This is a genomic window from Actinoplanes sp. NPDC004185, from assembly GCF_053603475.1.
This window is the reverse complement of the sequence record NZ_JBSGFR010000053.1, coordinates 24915-40752: the sequence shown is the minus strand read 5'-3', so window position 1 is coordinate 40752 and position 15838 is coordinate 24915. Positions and strand designations below refer to the sequence as shown.

The window sequence follows — 15838 nt, the reverse complement described above, 5'->3', positions numbered from 1 at the left end:
GAGAAGGGCACAGCGACGTGCGGTACTACGACAATGTCGTCGACATCATCGGGGACACCCCCCTGGTACGGCTGCGCAGCGTCACCGACGGCATAGCGGCGACCGTCCTTGCCAAGGTCGAATACTTCAACCCCGGCGGCTCCGTGAAGGACCGCATCGCCCTGCGCATGGTGGAGGACGCCGAGAAGGCCGGCCTGCTCCGCGAGGGTGGCACCATCGTCGAGCCGACCAGCGGAAACACGGGCGTGGGCCTGGCCCTGGTGGCCCAGCTCCGCGGCTACCGGTGTGTCTTCGTCTGCCCCGACAAGGTCAGCGAGGACAAGCAGAACGTGCTGCGGGCGTACGGGGCCGAGGTGGTGGTCTGCCCGACCGCCGTGGCCCCGGAGGACCCGCGCTCCTACTACAACGTCTCCGACCGGCTGGCCCGGGAGATCCCCGGCGCGTGGAAGCCGGACCAGTACAGCAACCCGGCCAACCCGCGCTCGCACTACGAGGAGACCGGCCCGGAGCTGTGGAAGCAGACCGACGGCCGGATCACCCACTTCGTGGCGGGCGTCGGCACCGGCGGCACGATCACCGGCGTCGGCAAGTACCTCAAGGAGCAGGGCCCGGTGCGCATCATCGGCGCCGACCCGGAAGGCTCGGTCTACTCCGGTGGCAGCGGCCGGCCCTACCTGGTCGAGGGCGTCGGCGAGGACTTCTGGCCCGAGACCTACGACCGGGGCGTCTGCGACGAGATCATCGAGGTCTCCGACTCGGACTCGTTCGAGATGACCCGCCGCCTGGCCCGCGAGGAGGGCCTGCTGGTCGGCGGCAGCTGCGGCATGGCCGTGGTCGCGGCCCTGAACGTGGCCCGCCGGGCGGCCCCGGAGGACGTGATCGTGGTCCTGCTCCCGGACGGCGGCCGCGGCTACCTCTCCAAGATCTTCAACGACACCTGGATGGCCCGCTACGGCTTCCTGACCACGGGCGGCGACGAGGCCACGGTGGCGGCGGCGCTCGGCTCGAAGAGTGGCGAGATGCCGCCGCTGATCCACGTGCACCCGACCGAGACGGTCCGCGACGCGATCGACTACATGCGCGAGTACGGCGTCAGCCAGCTCCCGGTCCTCAAGGCCGAGCCGCCGGTCGTGACGGGCGAGGTGGCCGGATCGATCGCGGAGAAGTCGCTGCTGGACGCGCTGTTCACCGGGCAGGCGCACCTGCACGACACCATCGAGCGGCACATGGCCGACCCGCTGCCGATGATCGGCGGCGGTCAGCCGGTGAGCGAGGCGGTGACCCTGCTCGAGCACGCGGACGCGGCGATGGTCCTGGTCGACGGCAAGCCGGCCGGGGTGCTGACCCGCCAGGATCTGCTGGCGCACCTCTCCTGAGGTTCCCCGATGCCGTCCGGCCCGCACAGGGGTCGGACGGCATCTTCGCGTGGTCACGCCGCAGCGGTTGCCCGGCCCACCGGGAATCGCACACCGGTGAGGTCTTCCGAGACGGCCCAGAGGCGCTGCTGCACGGTCACGTCGTAGGACTCGGGGCTGGAGGTGACCAGCTCCGGGTGGCCGCGCCCCTCGACCAGGCCGTCGGGGCCGTAGTACTGCCCGCCGAGGACGGACGGGTCGGTGGCGGCCCGCAGGGTGGGCAGCGCCCCCGCGGCCGCGGGCTGGCTGATGAGCGGGGCGAGCCAGGTGACCGGTCGGCGCAGGGCCGGCGGCATGTTGCGGACCAGCTCGGTGTTGGAGACGCCGGGGTGGGCGGCCACCGCGGCGCTGGTGCCGTGCGCGGCGAGCCGGCGCTGCAACTCGTAGGTGAACATCAGGTTGGCCAGCTTGGACTGGCCGTAGGCGCCGATCCGGCTGTAGGAACGCTCCCACTGCAGGTCGTCGAAGTGGATGGCGGCACGGATGCGGTGGCCCACGCTGCTGACCGTGACCACCCGCGAGCCGGGCACGGGCAGCAGCAGGTCGAGCAGCAGCCCGGTGAGCGCGAAGTGACCCAGGTGGTTGGTGCCGAACTGGAGCTCGAAACCGTCGCGGGTGGTCTGCCGCGGGGTGTACATCACGCCGGCGTTGTTGATCAGCAGGTCGATCCGCGGCTGGGTGGCACGCAGGCCGGCGGCCGCGGCCCGCACCGATTCCAGCGAGCTCAGATCCAGTTCCTGTACGGAGACGTCACCGTTGATCCGGGCGGCGGCCCGCTTGCCCTTCTCCGTGTCCCGCACGGCCAGCACCACCGACGCCCCGCGCTCGGCGAGCCGCCGGGCGGTCTCGAGGCCCAGCCCGGTGTTGGCTCCGGTGATCACGGCGACCCGGCCGTCCTGGCGCGGGATCTGCTGCTCGGTCCAGTTCATCTCTGCTCCCCAATGTACCGCCGGTAAGTTATGCCTGAATGTTAATGTACCGCCGGTACAGTGTCAAGAGACCGCCGGTACCTAAGCTAGGATCGGCGTCATGACGTTCCAGCGGGCGCGCAGCGACGAGCAGCGTGCGGTCCGGCGCCGGGCGATCATGGAGACGACCTCGGCGATGCTCGACGAGATGCCGGTGGCCCAGGTGACCCTGAACGAGCTGAGCCGGCGGGTCGGCCTGGCCAAGACCGCGGTGCTGCGCTATTTCGAGAGCCGCGAGGCCGTGCTGCTCGACCTGATGGACGACCGGACGGCGACCTGGCTGGCCGAGCTGGAGCCGGAGCTGGCCCGCGGGATCGACCCGGACCGGTCCGCGGTGGAACGGGCGGAGCAGGCGGCCGACGTGCTCAGCCGGTCGCTCGCCGCCCAGACGGTGCTCTGTGATCTTTTCGGCGCGCAGGGCGGGGTGCTCGAGCACAACGTCTCGGTGGAGGTGATCCGCCGGCACAAGCGGGCCTCGCTGGGCAATCTCGCGGTGATGGCCGGCCTGGTCCGGCGGCACCTGCCCGAGATCGGCGACCGGGCCGAGATGTTCTGCCTGAACCTCCTGATCGTGGGGGGTGCGCTGTCCGCCTACACCTCACCGCCGCCGAGCCTTCTGGCCGTCTACGAGTCCGAGCCGGCGCTCGCGGTCCACCACATCGATATGCAAACGGCCCTGCGGCTCGCGGTCATCACCTCGCTGGTGGGCATGCTGCCGCGCCCCTGAGCCCGGAGCGCGGCAGCACCCGTTCAGGTCAGGAGAGCTCGGCGGGGACGGTGACCACGTCCACGAAGGCGTTCTTCCGCAGGACGGTGATGGGCAGGTTCTTCCCGATCGCCGGGCCCAGCATCAGGCGTTGCAGGGCCTGGACCGTCTGCACCGCTTCGCCGCCCGCCGTGATCAGGATGTCGCCGAGGTAGACGCCCGCCGTGCCGGCCGGGCTGCCCGGGACCACCTCGACCACGCGCAGGCCCAGCTTCTGGCCCAGGCGCTCCGCGATCGGCGGGGGCAGCGGCACCGGCACGCCCGCGACGCCGAGCCAGGCGCGGCGGACCCGGCCCGTGGTCACCAGCTCGCCGATGATCTGGCGGGTGGTCTTGTTGATCGGTACGGCCAGGCCGAGGCCGTAGCCCGCGACCGCCGTGTTGACGCCGACCACCGTGCCGGTGGAGTCGGCCAGGGCGCCGCCGGAGTTGCCCGGGTTGAGCGCCGCGTCGGTCTGGATGACGTTGTCGATGATGCGGACCCGGCGGCCGTCGCGGGCCGGCAGGGAGCGGCCCAGTCCCGAGACCACGCCGGCGGTGACCGAGCCGGCCAGGCCCATCGGGTTGCCGACCGCCACGACCAGCTGGCCGATCCGCAGCCGGTCGGCGTCGCCGAGCGGGGCGGCCGGCGCGCCCGGGTTGTGCACGCGGACGACGGCCAGGTCGGACAGCGCGTCGGCGCCGACCACGTCGAACTTGGTCTCGGTGCCCTCGGCGAAGGCGGCGGTGCCGCCGGACGCGCCGGCGACCACGTGGGCATTGGTGAGCAGGAATCCGTCGTCGGTGAAGGTGACCGCCGAGCCCGCGCCGGCCCCGCGCGGGGTACGGACGGACAGCGCCGCGACCGACGGCAGCAGTTGGGCGGCGACGCCGGTCACGACACGGCTGTAGGCATCGAGCGCGCCCGTTTCGACACCCGTGTGTTCGGTATCCATGCAGTCCAGAACACCGGCCCGGCGGCCATCGATGCCGGTACGGCGTCCGCCCACGGCGAAAAGTGCCAGTCACTGATAGTTGCGAAGGTCGCACAGACAGTCCGACCGGATGTCCCTTGCCGGGGGTTGTATGAGTGACGAAGGAGCTGAACGAGCCGGACGGAGGGGTGGGGATGGTCATCGTCGACGAGGCTGTACCGGCCGACATCGTGGACCGCCTGCTCTGGCAGGACGCCCAGCAGATGCTGCGGCGGCACGCCGAGGCCGGCCACGACGGCAACTGTGTCTGGTGCGGCTGGCGCTGGCCCTGCGCGCCGCGCCGGCTCGGCGAACGCGCCGACCTCGCGTCCCGTCGGCCGTGGCGGGAAGCCTGGACCCTGCGGCACGACCTCAACAGCGTGCGCGCGATGCCCGGCATCCGCACCGGGCTGGACGGCAACATGGCCCGGCGCGAGACGCCGAAGATCGACGAACTGAACAGAGGCTATTTCGACTGAACGGCCCCCGGCCAGAACCTCGACGTCACCCGGGACCTTGACCGTCCCCCGGCAAGAACCGACCTGCATCGGCCCGGACGACGTCGATCCGCGGTGATGCCCCCGTGCCCCGCCAGCACGCCGGCGTCCCGCACCCGGACCCGCCCATGAACCGCCGCGACCGGCACGCCTCCGCCGGTCGGCGCCTCCGGCCAGGCGTCAACGCGGTTCGGGCGGGCGCGGTTGGCGGGAGTGCGTGACCACAGGTTCCCCCGCATTCACTCGGTCACGCGCTCCCGCCCGCCCTCCTCCACCCGCCGTCCGTAACGCACCTGGAGGACCGGCTCCCCGCCGACCGCCTCGGTGCGGGTCGTGCCGTCCGGGACCCAGCCGCCGCGCTCGTAGAAGCGCCGGGCCCGCTCGTTCGCCGCGAGGACCCAGAGCACGGCCCGGTCACCCAGCGCGGCCAGCGCCGGCAGGGCGTCGGCCATCAGCGCCCGGCCGACCCCGGTGCCCACGTACGCCGGATCGGCGTGGATCGCGTACAGCTCCGCGACGCCGTCCTCCTCGCTCGGTCCCACGTACGTGAAGCCCGCGAGGACCGGACCGTCGACTGCGACGGTCAGCCGATGGGTGTCCTGCTCCCACTTCCACCGCTCCGCCCACCACTCGCCCAGCACCTCGGGGGAGCCGTGGGCCAGCGCGCCGGGGGAGAGGATGCCCTCGTACGCGGACGCGCGGGAGTGGAAGTGCAGGGCGCCGATCGCCCGCAGGTCGTCGTCAGCGGCGGGACGCAGATGCACGCTCATCGGACGAACCTAGCCGGGGCGGCACCGGCACCCGCAGCAGATCCTCGGCGAGCACGATGTCGCCGTCGAACTCCGCGCGGGCCTCGTCGAGAAAGCGGGTGCTGTCCGCGTACCGCTGGGAGAAGTGGGTGAGCACCAGCGTGCGTACCCCCGACTGCCGGGCCACCGACCCGGCCTGACCCGCGGTCAGGTGGCCGACCTGGGCGGCCATCGCGGCATCTTCGGCGAGGAAGGTCGACTCGATGACCAGCATGTCGGCGCCCTCGGCGAGGTGGAAGACGTTGTCGCACAGGCCGGTGTCCATCACGAAGGCGAAGCGCTGCCCGGGCCGGGGCGCGCTGACCTGCTCCAGCGTCACCCGGCCGAGACGGCCGGTGCGCTGCAGCTCGCCGACGGCCGGCCCGGCGATGCCGTGCGCGGCCAGCAGCGACGGCACCATCCGGTGGCTGTCGGGCTCGGCCAGGCGGTAGCCGTAGGTCTCGATCGAGTGGCGCAACGGCAGCGCGGTGAGCGCGCCGGCCGAGGTCTCGACCCGGAAACCGTCGGCCACCGGTACGGGCTGAAGGTCGGCGACGTCGTAGAAGCTGGTGGCGTGCCGGAGCCGGTCGAAGAATTCCTGGCCGCCGGCCGGGTAGTGCACCTGGACCGGGTGCGGGACCTTGTCGAGCGAGACACGCTGGATGATCCCGGGCAGGCCGAGCGCGTGGTCGCCGTGGAAGTGGGTGATGCAGATGCGCCGCAGCGGGGTCACGGCGAGCCCGGCCATCAGCATCTGGCGCTGGGTGCCCTCACCGGGATCGAAGAGGATGACCTCGTCGTCCCAGCGCAGCAGGTAGCCGTTGTGGTTGCGGTGCCGGGTGGGCACCTGGCTCGCGGTGCCGAGCACGGTCAGCTGGCGCATGATCACCTTCGGACATGAAGCGACCCCCGGGGACTTCCGCGCCGTGGCACGGTCCGGTCGGACAAGGCCGGATCCCCGGGGGCCGGGTGGCTGCCTGGTATTCGCCGCACCGCTGCCACACGGTCTCGACGTTCAAACGAAGCTGTCAAGGACAGCGGCTAGCGGACAGCCACCTCACGAGTCCCGTTGCTATACAACTTCGGACCACCTCCTCTCACGTGTACGGCCACGTTAACCACCTCACGGCCCCGGCGACAACGCTTTTAAGGTCACTACAGTCGCGGGAATACCTGCGGCGACACCTCGGTGCCCTCGACGAACTGCGAGGCGGGCCCGACGATCTGCGGATCAGGGGTGCCGACGATGCTGGTGTCCTTGTTGTCGTAGTCGAAGCGGTTCAGCACGAAGCGGATGGCCTCCAGCCGGGCGCGCTTCTTGTCGTTGCTCTTGACCACGGTCCACGGGGCGTCGGCGGTGTCCGTGTAGAAGAACATCGCCTCCTTGGCCTCGGTGTACTCGCCCCACTTGTCCAGCGACTCGAGGTCCATCTTCGAGAGCTTCCACTGGCGTACCGGGTCGACCTGCCGGATCGCGAAGCGGGTGCGCTGCTCACCCTGCGAGACCGAGAACCAGAACTTGATCAGGTTGATCTTCGAGCGGACCAGCATCCGTTCCAGGTCCGGGGCCTGCCGCATGAACTCCAGGTACTCGGCGCGGGTGCAGAAGCCCATGACCCGTTCGACGCCGGCCCGGTTGTACCAGGACCGGTCGAAGAGCACGATCTCGCCGTTGGCGGGCAGGTGCTTGATGTAGCGCTGGAAGTACCACTGGTTGCTCTCGCGCTCGTTCGGCTTCTCCAGCGCCACCACCGAGGCGCCGCGCGGGTTCAGGTGCTCCATGAAGCGCTTGATCGTGCCGCCCTTGCCGGCGGCGTCGCGGCCCTCGAAGAGGATCACCATCCGCTCGCCGGTGCGCTTGCACCAGTTCTGCAGCTTCAGCAGCTCGATCTGCAGCAGCCGCTTGTCATGGTCGTATTCGGCCCGCGGCATCCGGATGTCGTACGGGTAGTCCTCGCGCCAGGTGTCCACGGGACTGCCGTCGGCGTTGAGCAGCACCGGGTCGTCGTCATCGTCGTCGGCGACCCGGTAACCGCCCAGCTCGGTGATCGGACCCGTGTACGGGTCGGTGGTGAGCTCGTCGTCGAACTGGCGATCCTCGTGGCCGCCGTTGTCGTCCTGCTCCTGCTCGTGGTCCTGGTCCGCCTGCATGACACGGTTCATACCCACCAGGGCCGACCTGACAACTGGCGGACCGTGACGGGAAGGCGGACGGCACGTTAACGGTCAGCCGAGCCAGCTCCGCAACCGCTTCACCCGGGACGCCGCGACGACCGGCGGCAGCTCGTCGCGGGTCTGCACGCCGACCTGCTCCTGGCGCGCCCACAGCACGCCGTACCCGAATCCGTCCGGCGCGGTGCGCGCCACCTCGCGCAGCACCTCCTGCGCGACCACCGAGTCCTGGTGGGCGCCGAGCACGTCCTGGAGCCCGGTCAGAGCCTTCACCAGTCGCTTGCCCGGCTTGCCGGCGCTGGGAGCGAAGATCTCCACCGCGTACCGGGCCCGCTTGTAGGCCTTGCGGGCCTCGTGCAGCTCGGCGTCGACGCCGTCGGCCATCGCATCGTCCAGCAGCCGGTCGGCCTTGAGTAGCGCCTTGCGGGCCCGGCGCAGCGCGCCCGCGTCGTCCGGCTCGGGGTCGTCGACGAGCGCGTCCATGGCGTCGAGCATGGCGAGGTAGCGGTCGCTGTCCAGCGCCTCGGTCAGCACCGCACGACCCCGCTCGACCTGGGCGTCGAGATGAGCGCGGATGCCGTCGGCCACCTCCGGGAAGCCGGCCGTGTCGGCGAGCAGCTTGCCCTCGAGGACCTGGCCGTCGCGCACGTCACCGAGGCAGTCGGCCAGCCACTTGAGCTCGTCGCTGAGCGAAGCGGCCCGCTGCGGATCGAACGAGACCTTGAACGTCTTCAGGGTGCTGCGCAGACGCCGGGTCGCCACCCGCATCTTGTGCACGGCCTCCGGGTCGCCCGCGCGTACCCCCTGGTCCTGCTCCTCGACGGCCTCGCGCTGCTCCCGCGCGTACCGGAGCACGGGGTTGATCTTGCGGCGCCGGCGACGCGGCTCGGCGAGCCGGTCGCCGAGCGCCCGGGCCAGCTTCGACGGCCCTGCGGCCGGGGTGGCGCCGGCCGCCCGCAGCAGGCCCTCGACGGCGTCGAGCACCTCCGGCCCGCCGTCGACCAGCTCGACCTCGAGCTCCTGCCAGTTCTGCTCGGTGCCGCCGGTCTCGGCGCCGACCCGGTCCTGGGCGACCAGCGCGAGGGTACGGCCCTGCTCGTCGCGCAGCGGCGTCTCGACCCGATGGGTACGCAGCCGCGCCACCGGTCCCAGCGGCCGGGTCCGCACGATCGTGCGCACCTTCGCGACCAGCTCGGCGGGCACGTCGTCGCCGTCGGTCAGCGGCAGCCGATGCTCGGTGCGGCTCGACCCGTCGGCCGGCGTCTTGAGATGCCACCCCGCGTCCCCGCCCCCGGTCCGCCGGCGCAGGGTGCGCTTGTGGCGCGCCAGCCGCAGATCGTCGGTGTCGAAGTAGGTCGCGTCCAGCTCGTGCACCTCGGCCTCGCCGAGCTCCCGCACCCCGCCGGCACCGATGAGAGGCGGCAACTCGAAACCGGCGGGGACGTCGTACTTGCGTTCGTTCTCGGTTGCCGTCTCCATCTGACCAATATGCCTGCCGGCCGGCGACTCAGCCATCTCAGCCGGCGACTCAGCTGGCTCACAGCAGGCCGGGGCAGCATGGAAAGCCGGTCTTCAACCTGGAGGTGCCGTGAACGAGCCGGAACGACGCAAGATCTCCCTGGCCGGCCTGGGACTGATCGGGGCGGGTGCGGTGCTCGGGCTCGCCCTGGCCGGTCCGGGAACGAGCCAGGACGAGTCGGCCGCGCAGGGACCGGGGGCGACCGCTCCGGCGGAGCCGCCGAAGCCGCCGCCGGCCGACCGCTGAGCGCCGGTCACTCCCAGCGCATTCGGTGGTGCGGCACAGCGGTTTCCCAGAAATCCGCCGCACACTCGACTCAGGCCCCTGATGGATCCGGCGCTCGTCCCCCGTGCGAGCGCCGGGTCCGTCAGGCCTGCGAGAGCGCCGCTCCGACCGCCGCCCCGGTCGGGGTGGCGCTTTTCTCATACATGGGCTTCCCCGTGGCTGCGGAGGTATTGGGCCCGGGAGTAGTAGGCCGCGGCGGCACCGAAGTACATCGTCGCGAGCGAGACGTGGAAACTGTTGTCGGTCAGCGCGTTCTTGGCGTTGGCGGTCTCGGACCAGCGGATCTCGGCGTCGGAGGCACTGATCCCGCGCCGCGCACAGCGAACGCGATTGAGCTCCTTGCCGATCCGCCACGTCTCGAGCGCGGTCTCGGCCTGCCGCATCATCGCCCGGGCCTTGTCGGCCAGCGACTCGGCCAGCGTCCAGGCGACCCGCTCCTCCTCATTGTGAAACCTGGGCATGGTGAACCTCCCGAGGTCTACCTCCTGAATTGTCTTCTTGTTCAGTGTGTGAGGAGGGGTAGGAGGCTGTCGATCTTTTACACCCGTAGGGAGGACGGCATCAGTGCAGCGTGGGGCGGTAGATGAACTCCTGGACGCGGCCGTCGAGCGTACGGGTCTCCAGCAGCTCGAGGTCGAAATCCTCGGCGCCGGCGAAGATCGGCCCGATTCCGGTCCGGCCGGTGATGACCGGGAAAAGCGTCACCTGTACGCGGTCGACGAGACCGGCGGCCATCAGCGCGCGGTTCAGCGAAAGGCTGCCGTGCGAACGCAGCGGCACGTCGGACTGCTCCTTGAGCCGGGCGACGACATCGACGGCGTCTTCCTGCTCGACGGTCGCGTCGGGCCAGTCGAGGGGTCCGTCGAGGGTGGTCGAGACGACGGTGGCCGGCAGGTTCCGCATGCGGGTGACCCAGGGGTCGCGGACTGTCTCCTCGGTGTTCTCGGCCAGCATGCTGGTGAAGATCCGGTAGGTGTTGGCGCCGAAGACCATGCGCTGGTCGGCGTCGTAGAGGGCGAGACGGCGGTCCAGGAGCTCGGGGCCCTGCTTGCCCCAGTAGCCGGTCCAGTCCCCGCCGGCGGCGCCGAAGCCGTCGAGGCTGGAGAAGACGTCGAAGGTGTAGGTCGCGGTCATGGGACTCTCCTTGCAAGTGATCGGGTGGGTGCTCTCACTTCCGCTACGAACGCCACGGCCGCGATTCGACAAGCTCCGCTGAATCTTTTCTACTGTCGCGATGATTCTCGCCTCGCCGCCCCGGCCTCGGAGCCAGCGGCTGATCATCGGCGCCGCGCTCGCCCTGCTGCTGCTGGCCGGTGGCATCACCGGAGTCACCTACTACTACGACAGCGTGCCGCTGGTGGAGAACGAGGTCCCGTATCCGGTGGCGCACCTGTCTCCTGCGGTGGCCAACGCTTTCGTCGCCGCTGTCGACCCCGATTTCTACGACTCCGGCGACTCGCTGATCACCCGGCGGTACGCGCAGATCGCGTCCGGTCCCGGTGAGCAGTCCGGGCTGCGAATCCGGGTCATCGCCGACAAGGCCGAGGCCGGCTACACCAAGACCGAGATACTGGACCGCTACCTCAACCGGGCCGATTACGGCCGTGGTGCGGTGGGCCTGGACGCCGCCGCGCGGACGTACTTCCGGAAGCCGGCCCCGCAGCTGTCCGTGGCCGAGGCCGCGGTGCTCGCGGTGCAGCTGGACCCTGACCGGCCTGCGCCGAAGGCCGGCTGGGAGCAGGTGCTGGACACCATGGTGGAGCGCGGCTGGTTGAGCCCGGCCGAACGGAACGGGCTCACCTTCCCGGGCTGAGATACGTGCTCGTCGCCAGGAAATGCCTGCGTCGGGATGTCGCATTCAGCAATGATCGGGCGATGGGCAGATCGAAGGCACGGGCAAGAGCCTTGGTGGCTTTCCGGCTCGATCGGGCACTGCGCGAGCGCCGGCTGGTACGACTGCGGCGCCGGATCGACCGGGCGGACAAGCTCGAGGGGTACGTCGTGATGCTCGCGGACTCGTGGCTGTTGATGGCCGTCGTGGATGACGGCATCCGGCTCAACGGCTTCGCGGCGCTGCGATCCGCCGATGTCGTCGCCGTCAAGCCGCGTCCGACCGATGGATTCGTCGGCAAGGCGCTCGCACTGCAGGGCACCTGGCCACCCGTCGCGCCGACAAACGTGGATCTGACTGGTATCCGAAAGCTCATCGTGTCGGTTGCCGAGCACTTCTCGCTGGTCACTCTGCACCTGGAGAAATCCATCCCGGACGCGTGTTTCATCGGCCGTCTCGCCGCTGTTCGCAAGCGCACCGTCGGCATCCGGGAGGTGAGCCCGCAGGCAACGTGGGATCGGGAACCCACGAAGTGGCCACTACGGAAGATCACCAGGATCGACTTCGGCGGCGCGTACGAGAACGCCTTGTACGCCGTGGCCGGCGATCCGCCGCAATGCCATGAGCTGCACAGGTCTTCGGGCGTGTCTGATGCCGAGCGAACCGTGGCGGACCCAAGGGTGGGTGGGTCGACGGCCGACGGGATGGCAGGCAGATGAATCGAGGTGCCCTCAGGCGAGAGGACACCTCGATGCGAACAACTAAGCGGTCTTAGCCACACCGATCGGGCAGGTCATCCCGTTCGGGCCGTGGTTGCAGTAGCCGCCCGGGTTCTTCGCGTCCGACAGATACTGCTGGTGGTAGTACCGTCCGCTAGGTGACTATTGATGCGGTGCCGGTCATCTCGTACGCGCGGATCAGCAGCGATGGCGAGCGTGACGAACATGGTGTCAGCAACCAGCACAAGGTCAACCGACGGACCGCCCAGCGCCTGGGGTGGCTGGTCGTAGCCGAGCTGACCGACAACGACCGGTCGGCGAGTAAGGCGGGCGTCATCCGTGAGGCCTTCGAGGAGATGCTCAAGGCCGTCGCTGTTGGCCGCCTGGCCGACGGTACGCAGACGCGCGGCGTCGTGGTGCTCAACGAGGACCGGCTGGCCCGGAGAGCCGGTGACTACGAGCGGTTCGTGGAAGCCCTGACCGCCGACGATGGCCGAGTGTTTGCCGACGAGCGCGGCCCCAAGGACCTGTACGCCGAGGATGTCGAAGGGCTCGGGTTGGTGGGTGTGGCGTTCTCCAAGATCGAGTCCCGGAAGGCGCGCCGGCGGCTACGGCGGTTCCACCGGGACCGTGCCGAGAGCGGCCAGCCTGCTGGAGGAACGCGACCGTTTGGATGGGCTGCTGACCGTCGCAGCCTGGATCCCGTCGAAGCGCCGCTTGTGGCCAAGGCTGCGAAGGAGTTCGCCGCCGGTAGGTCGCTCAACTCCATCGTGCGGGAGTGGGTCGCTGCGGACGTGCGGACATCCCTCGGGAACCAGTGGACCTCGCGCTCGCTGAAGGTCACGTTGGCCAACCCGCGCCTGTGCGGGTGGCGGCTGCTGCACGGCGAGATCGTGACTGATGACAGCGGGCAGCCCGTCCAGGGCGCATGGGAGCCGATCATCGACCCGGCTACCTGGCAAGCCGTCAGCGCCATCATGGGCAACCGCAAGGGGAGGAGCGTGAACCCGGACGGCTCAACGGGCAACGTGCTCGCGGCCGACTTCTCTGAGCATCGCTATCTGCTCAGCGGCATCCTCCGGTGCGGCAAGCCGAAGCCGGATGGGACGCTCTGCAATTGCCCACTGCGCGCGCGGCGGTGGCACCGGAATCCGAATGTCTACCACTACCTCTGCCAGCCGAAGGCGCAAGGCGGATGTTCGGGAATCGGCCGGCAGGGAGCCAAAGTCGACGAGTACGTCTCCGAGATGGTGCTCGCGAAGCTTGAGGAGCGCGAGATGCGTTCGGCGGGTGGCGATGGTGGCCAGACATGGGCCGGGGCTGATGAGCTGAAGAACAGTCAAGAGCAGCTTGACGAATTGGGCCGCGTCTGGCGTGCAGGCGGGATATCGAACGAGTTCTTCTTCTCCAATGTGCGTCAGGTGGAAGAGAAGATCGCCCGGCTGCGCGCTGAGCAAGGCCGGTACGCCGTACAGATCGAGCGTCGGAAGCTCGACGTGGAAGACCTACGCCGCCGCTGGTACACGCCGGAGGGCGATGGCGGCCTGGACGTCATGCGCAAGCGGGCGTACATCCACGAGGCCCTGCACGCCATCATCGTGCACCCGAACGGGCGGGGGCGATCTGCCTTCAACCCTGACCTGCTGGAACCTATCTGGCGCGAGGACTGACCTAGCCGTTGTACCTGTTACGTAGCGCGAGATTTGTGACCTGCGCCACGATGATCGATATTTGTCATTGGTTGTCACTAGACCTCAGTGGACGCCAGCGGACGTCAATGGACGCCAGCGGTGTCCTACGGTCAAAGCGAGACGTTGTTACTGCGAGTTGTATTCCGGGCTAGCGGTGAACAAATCGCGTTGAAGCCATGATTCACAGCGTTACTCTCGATCGCAGAGCCGCGAGCATCGCCTCATCTGAATACGGAAGCAACGCGCCCTCTGCCTTGACTAGCTAACCTGTATCGGCCGCTTAAGCGACGAGAGGACCGCCGCCGTGGGACACCCGGACCCACGGCCCATATGGCGGTAGGCAGACGCATCAGGCCAATCACTTTCTCGATTCCAAGAATCACACTTCCGTAGCATCCGTCGCCATCATTTCCGCACTGTTTGCTGGTGTGGCGATGTCGCGCGCTCTTTTCCTGGAATCGAGGAAGGAGCCGCCACAAGTTGGCAACGGTCAGCGCGAGGGAGTGGGGACGCCGGCAAGCCGCCGCGTCACCCGTGTGGTCAGACGAGAAGTGGCAGCGCATCGGCGCGATCCTCGGCGTGGACCTCACGCAGCCGCGGACCAGCGCGGAGGACGAACGGCCAACCGATGAGCGCGATGGTCCGGCCCTGGGCAGGGCCGCATGAGCGGGCTCGAAGATCTCCCCGAGGACATCCGGGCGATGGCGACCCGCATGTCGATGCCGGACTTCGCGGAGTGGCAGAAGCAGGTCCGGTCAACGGGCGCGTGCGCGAACCCGACCCGGATGCGGGGGCATCGCACTGTCATCGATGCTGCGACGGGCGAGGTGTTGGATCACTACAGCACCGATGACGAGCCGATGGGATATCGGCTGGTTCGTTGCGGGAACCGGCGGGCAGCCGTGTGCCCGTCATGTTCGCAACTCCACCGTGATGACACGTACCAGGTCGCCAGCGCTGGTCTGGCGGGTGGCAAGGGGATTCCGGAGACGGTTGCCGAGCATCCGGCCATCTTCGCCACCCTTACCGCGCCATCCTTCGGAGCTGTTCATGCGAAGCACAAGAACGCGGGCCGGGACGGCAAGCCGCTGCGATGCCGGGTCCGCCGCGACGCTGAGACGTGCCCGCACGGCGTCGTCATGTCGTGCAAAGACCGCCATGGCGAGGGCGATCCCCGAGCTGGCGACGCTCTCTGCCGGGAGTGTTACGACTACGCCGGTGCGGTGCTGTTCAACGCATACGCCGGTGAGCTGTGGAAGCGGTTGACGATCTACCTGCGGCGCGAGGTCGCAGCCACGGTTGGGCTGAGCCGGAGTGCCTTGAGCAAGGTGGCCAAGGTGTCGTTCTTCAAGGTTGCCGAGTACCAAGCCCGGGGGGTCATCCACTTCCATAGCGTGATTCGGGTCGACGGGCCGGATGGTCCCGAGACGTCGCCTCCGGTATGGGCGACCATCGACCTGTTGGAAGAGTGCTTACGTCGAGCGGTTGCAGCCGTCTCCATCGACGTGCCTGAGCCGGCCAACCCGAACCGGGCGGTTCGAGCGATGCGCTTCGGCACCCAGGTCGATACACAGGCCATCGCGGAGGTCGTTGGCGGCATCACCAGTCGCAACGTCGCCCGCTACATCGCTAAGTACGTGACCAAGGGCGGCGAGATCACCGGCCTGCCACCGCGACGGATCAAGAGCTTGGACACCTTGGACCATCTGCACCTGCCTGCACACACGGAGCGCATGGTGCGTGCCTGCTTCGTTCTAGATGCCGTGCCCGCGTATGGAGACGTGCCGTTCCGCCGCTGGGCACACATGCTCGGCTACAGAGGCCATGCCGCGACCAAGAGTCGCAGCTACTCGGTCACCTACGGCGAGCTGCGCAATGAGCGAAAGGCTCACCAAGAGGCCGAGCGTCGGCAGGCAGAGGGACTGCCCGCATACGATGAACGAGAGGTCTTGGTTAACGCCAAGTGGCGGTTCTCTGGTGCAGGGCTCGCGCGCGGTGAGCAGAAGATCGTTGACGGCATCCGTGCCGGGCAACAGCTCATGCGCCGTATCGGACCAGATTGATCGTCAGTCCGTGGTTACGAGTTTCAATACAGGGTCAAGGCGGCCCGCTTCGCAGGCCGCTCGCGCCGCCCAGCAGGGCCGGGCCGGAGGCCCGCCGCTCGGGGACCCCGCGCCCGGCCGCTTCGCTGGGCGCACCCCGGCGGTTCCAGCCCGGCGGCAGGCGCGACACACA

Annotated in this window: 16 protein-coding genes and 1 pseudogene; 8 read left to right on the top strand and 9 right to left on the bottom strand. The window is 69.3% G+C overall.

Annotation, left to right across the window (positions count from 1 at the left end; genetic code table 11):
- The first annotated feature begins 17 nt into the window (after positions 1–17).
- Positions 18–1376: a cystathionine beta-synthase gene (locus ACWEOZ_RS37185; protein WP_451915360.1), complete on the top strand. Its 1359-nt coding sequence runs from the start codon at positions 18–20 to the stop codon at positions 1374–1376.
- 53 nt (positions 1377–1429) lie between these two features.
- Here ACWEOZ_RS37185 and ACWEOZ_RS37180 read toward each other — a convergent pair whose 3' ends face one another.
- Positions 1430–2344 carry an SDR family NAD(P)-dependent oxidoreductase gene (locus ACWEOZ_RS37180; protein ID WP_451915359.1) on the bottom strand — a complete coding sequence of 305 codons (915 nt, stop codon included), beginning with the start codon at positions 2342–2344 and terminating at the stop codon, positions 1430–1432.
- A gap of 100 nt (positions 2345–2444) precedes the next feature.
- On the opposite strand from ACWEOZ_RS37180, the gene ACWEOZ_RS37175 reads away from it, so the two are divergent.
- Entirely contained in the window at positions 2445–3110 is a 666-nt protein-coding gene (locus ACWEOZ_RS37175; protein WP_451915358.1) for a TetR family transcriptional regulator, read from the top strand.
- A 28-nt stretch (positions 3111–3138) separates the two neighbouring features.
- Here the strand turns inward: ACWEOZ_RS37175 and ACWEOZ_RS37170 are convergent, their stop codons facing one another.
- Positions 3139–4083, bottom strand: a complete 945-nt coding sequence (locus tag ACWEOZ_RS37170) for a S1C family serine protease (protein WP_451915357.1) — start codon at positions 4081–4083, stop codon at positions 3139–3141.
- A 134-nt stretch (positions 4084–4217) separates the two neighbouring features.
- On the opposite strand from ACWEOZ_RS37170, the gene ACWEOZ_RS37165 reads away from it, so the two are divergent.
- Positions 4218–4580, top strand: a complete 363-nt coding sequence (locus ACWEOZ_RS37165; protein WP_451915356.1) for a hypothetical protein — start codon at positions 4218–4220, stop codon at positions 4578–4580.
- A 257-nt stretch (positions 4581–4837) separates the two neighbouring features.
- Here ACWEOZ_RS37165 and ACWEOZ_RS37160 read toward each other — a convergent pair whose 3' ends face one another.
- The 4 genes from ACWEOZ_RS37160 to ACWEOZ_RS37145 form a co-directional block, all read right to left on the bottom strand.
- Positions 4838–5368, bottom strand: coding sequence for an N-acetyltransferase family protein (locus ACWEOZ_RS37160; protein ID WP_451915355.1), 531 nt, complete (start codon positions 5366–5368; stop codon positions 4838–4840).
- Positions 5340–6269, bottom strand: a complete 930-nt coding sequence (locus ACWEOZ_RS37155) for a ribonuclease Z (protein WP_451915354.1) — start codon at positions 6267–6269, stop codon at positions 5340–5342. Before ACWEOZ_RS37155 ends, ACWEOZ_RS37160 begins: the two co-directional genes overlap by 29 nt.
- Positions 6270–6541: 272 nt before the next feature.
- Positions 6542–7537, bottom strand: a complete 996-nt coding sequence (gene ppk2 / locus ACWEOZ_RS37150) for a polyphosphate kinase 2 (protein WP_451915353.1) — start codon at positions 7535–7537, stop codon at positions 6542–6544.
- 75 nt (positions 7538–7612) lie between these two features.
- On the bottom strand, positions 7613–9037 hold the full coding sequence (locus ACWEOZ_RS37145; protein WP_451915352.1) for a CYTH and CHAD domain-containing protein: 1425 nt from the start codon (positions 9035–9037) through the stop codon (positions 7613–7615).
- 109 nt (positions 9038–9146) lie between these two features.
- On the opposite strand from ACWEOZ_RS37145, the gene ACWEOZ_RS37140 reads away from it, so the two are divergent.
- Positions 9147–9323 carry a hypothetical protein gene (locus tag ACWEOZ_RS37140; RefSeq protein ID WP_451915351.1) on the top strand — a complete coding sequence of 59 codons (177 nt, stop codon included), beginning with the start codon at positions 9147–9149 and terminating at the stop codon, positions 9321–9323.
- 176 nt (positions 9324–9499) lie between these two features.
- On the opposite strand, the gene ACWEOZ_RS37135 is transcribed toward ACWEOZ_RS37140, so the two are convergent.
- The gene (locus tag ACWEOZ_RS37135) at positions 9500–9823 is read right to left on the bottom strand and encodes a hypothetical protein (RefSeq protein WP_360555883.1); all 324 of its coding nucleotides are present in this window, start codon (positions 9821–9823) and stop codon (positions 9500–9502) included.
- A 100-nt stretch (positions 9824–9923) separates the two neighbouring features.
- Positions 9924–10496 carry a dihydrofolate reductase family protein gene (locus tag ACWEOZ_RS37130; RefSeq protein ID WP_451915350.1) on the bottom strand — a complete coding sequence of 191 codons (573 nt, stop codon included), beginning with the start codon at positions 10494–10496 and terminating at the stop codon, positions 9924–9926.
- A 100-nt stretch (positions 10497–10596) separates the two neighbouring features.
- Between ACWEOZ_RS37130 and ACWEOZ_RS37125 the strand changes: the two genes are divergently transcribed.
- A complete protein-coding gene (locus ACWEOZ_RS37125; protein WP_451915349.1) occupies positions 10597–11175 on the top strand; it encodes a transglycosylase domain-containing protein in 579 nt (192 codons plus the stop codon).
- A gap of 95 nt (positions 11176–11270) precedes the next feature.
- Positions 11271–11912 (top strand): hypothetical protein, encoded by a 642-nt coding sequence (locus ACWEOZ_RS37120; protein ID WP_451915348.1) that lies wholly within the window; start codon positions 11271–11273, stop codon positions 11910–11912.
- A gap of 42 nt (positions 11913–11954) precedes the next feature.
- Here ACWEOZ_RS37120 and ACWEOZ_RS37115 read toward each other — a convergent pair.
- Positions 11955–12056, bottom strand: a pseudogene (locus tag ACWEOZ_RS37115) (peptide-methionine (S)-S-oxide reductase MsrA); the annotation flags it as partial.
- A 14-nt stretch (positions 12057–12070) separates the two neighbouring features.
- Between ACWEOZ_RS37115 and ACWEOZ_RS37110 the strand changes: the two are divergent.
- Both ACWEOZ_RS37110 and ACWEOZ_RS37105 read left to right on the top strand, forming a co-directional pair.
- On the top strand, positions 12071–13582 hold the full coding sequence (locus tag ACWEOZ_RS37110; RefSeq protein WP_451915347.1) for a recombinase family protein: 1512 nt from the start codon (positions 12071–12073) through the stop codon (positions 13580–13582).
- A gap of 683 nt (positions 13583–14265) precedes the next feature.
- A complete protein-coding gene (locus ACWEOZ_RS37105; RefSeq protein ID WP_451915346.1) occupies positions 14266–15666 on the top strand; it encodes a replication initiator in 1401 nt (466 codons plus the stop codon).
- Positions 15667–15838: the final 172 nt, after the last annotated feature.

Excerpts from the sequence above, each read along its gene's own strand:
- ACWEOZ_RS37135 (WP_360555883.1), bottom strand. The coding sequence starts at position 9,823 with ATGCCCAGGTTTCACAATGAGGAGGAGCGGGTCGCCTGGACGCTGGCC.
- ACWEOZ_RS37170 (WP_451915357.1), bottom strand. The coding sequence starts at position 4,083 with ATGGATACCGAACACACGGGTGTCGAAACGGGCGCGCTCGATGCCTAC.
- ACWEOZ_RS37105 (WP_451915346.1), top strand. The coding sequence starts at position 14,266 with ATGAGCGGGCTCGAAGATCTCCCCGAGGACATCCGGGCGATGGCGACC.
- ACWEOZ_RS37180 (WP_451915359.1), bottom strand. The coding sequence starts at position 2,344 with ATGAACTGGACCGAGCAGCAGATCCCGCGCCAGGACGGCCGGGTCGCC.
- ACWEOZ_RS37130 (WP_451915350.1), bottom strand. The coding sequence starts at position 10,496 with ATGACCGCGACCTACACCTTCGACGTCTTCTCCAGCCTCGACGGCTTC.
- ACWEOZ_RS37160 (WP_451915355.1), bottom strand. The coding sequence starts at position 5,368 with ATGAGCGTGCATCTGCGTCCCGCCGCTGACGACGACCTGCGGGCGATC.
- ACWEOZ_RS37125 (WP_451915349.1), top strand. The coding sequence starts at position 10,597 with ATGATTCTCGCCTCGCCGCCCCGGCCTCGGAGCCAGCGGCTGATCATC.
- ACWEOZ_RS37175 (WP_451915358.1), top strand. The coding sequence starts at position 2,445 with ATGACGTTCCAGCGGGCGCGCAGCGACGAGCAGCGTGCGGTCCGGCGC.
- ACWEOZ_RS37145 (WP_451915352.1), bottom strand. The coding sequence starts at position 9,037 with ATGGAGACGGCAACCGAGAACGAACGCAAGTACGACGTCCCCGCCGGT.
- ACWEOZ_RS37155 (WP_451915354.1), bottom strand. The coding sequence starts at position 6,269 with ATGCGCCAGCTGACCGTGCTCGGCACCGCGAGCCAGGTGCCCACCCGG.
- ppk2 (WP_451915353.1), bottom strand. The coding sequence starts at position 7,537 with ATGCAGGCGGACCAGGACCACGAGCAGGAGCAGGACGACAACGGCGGC.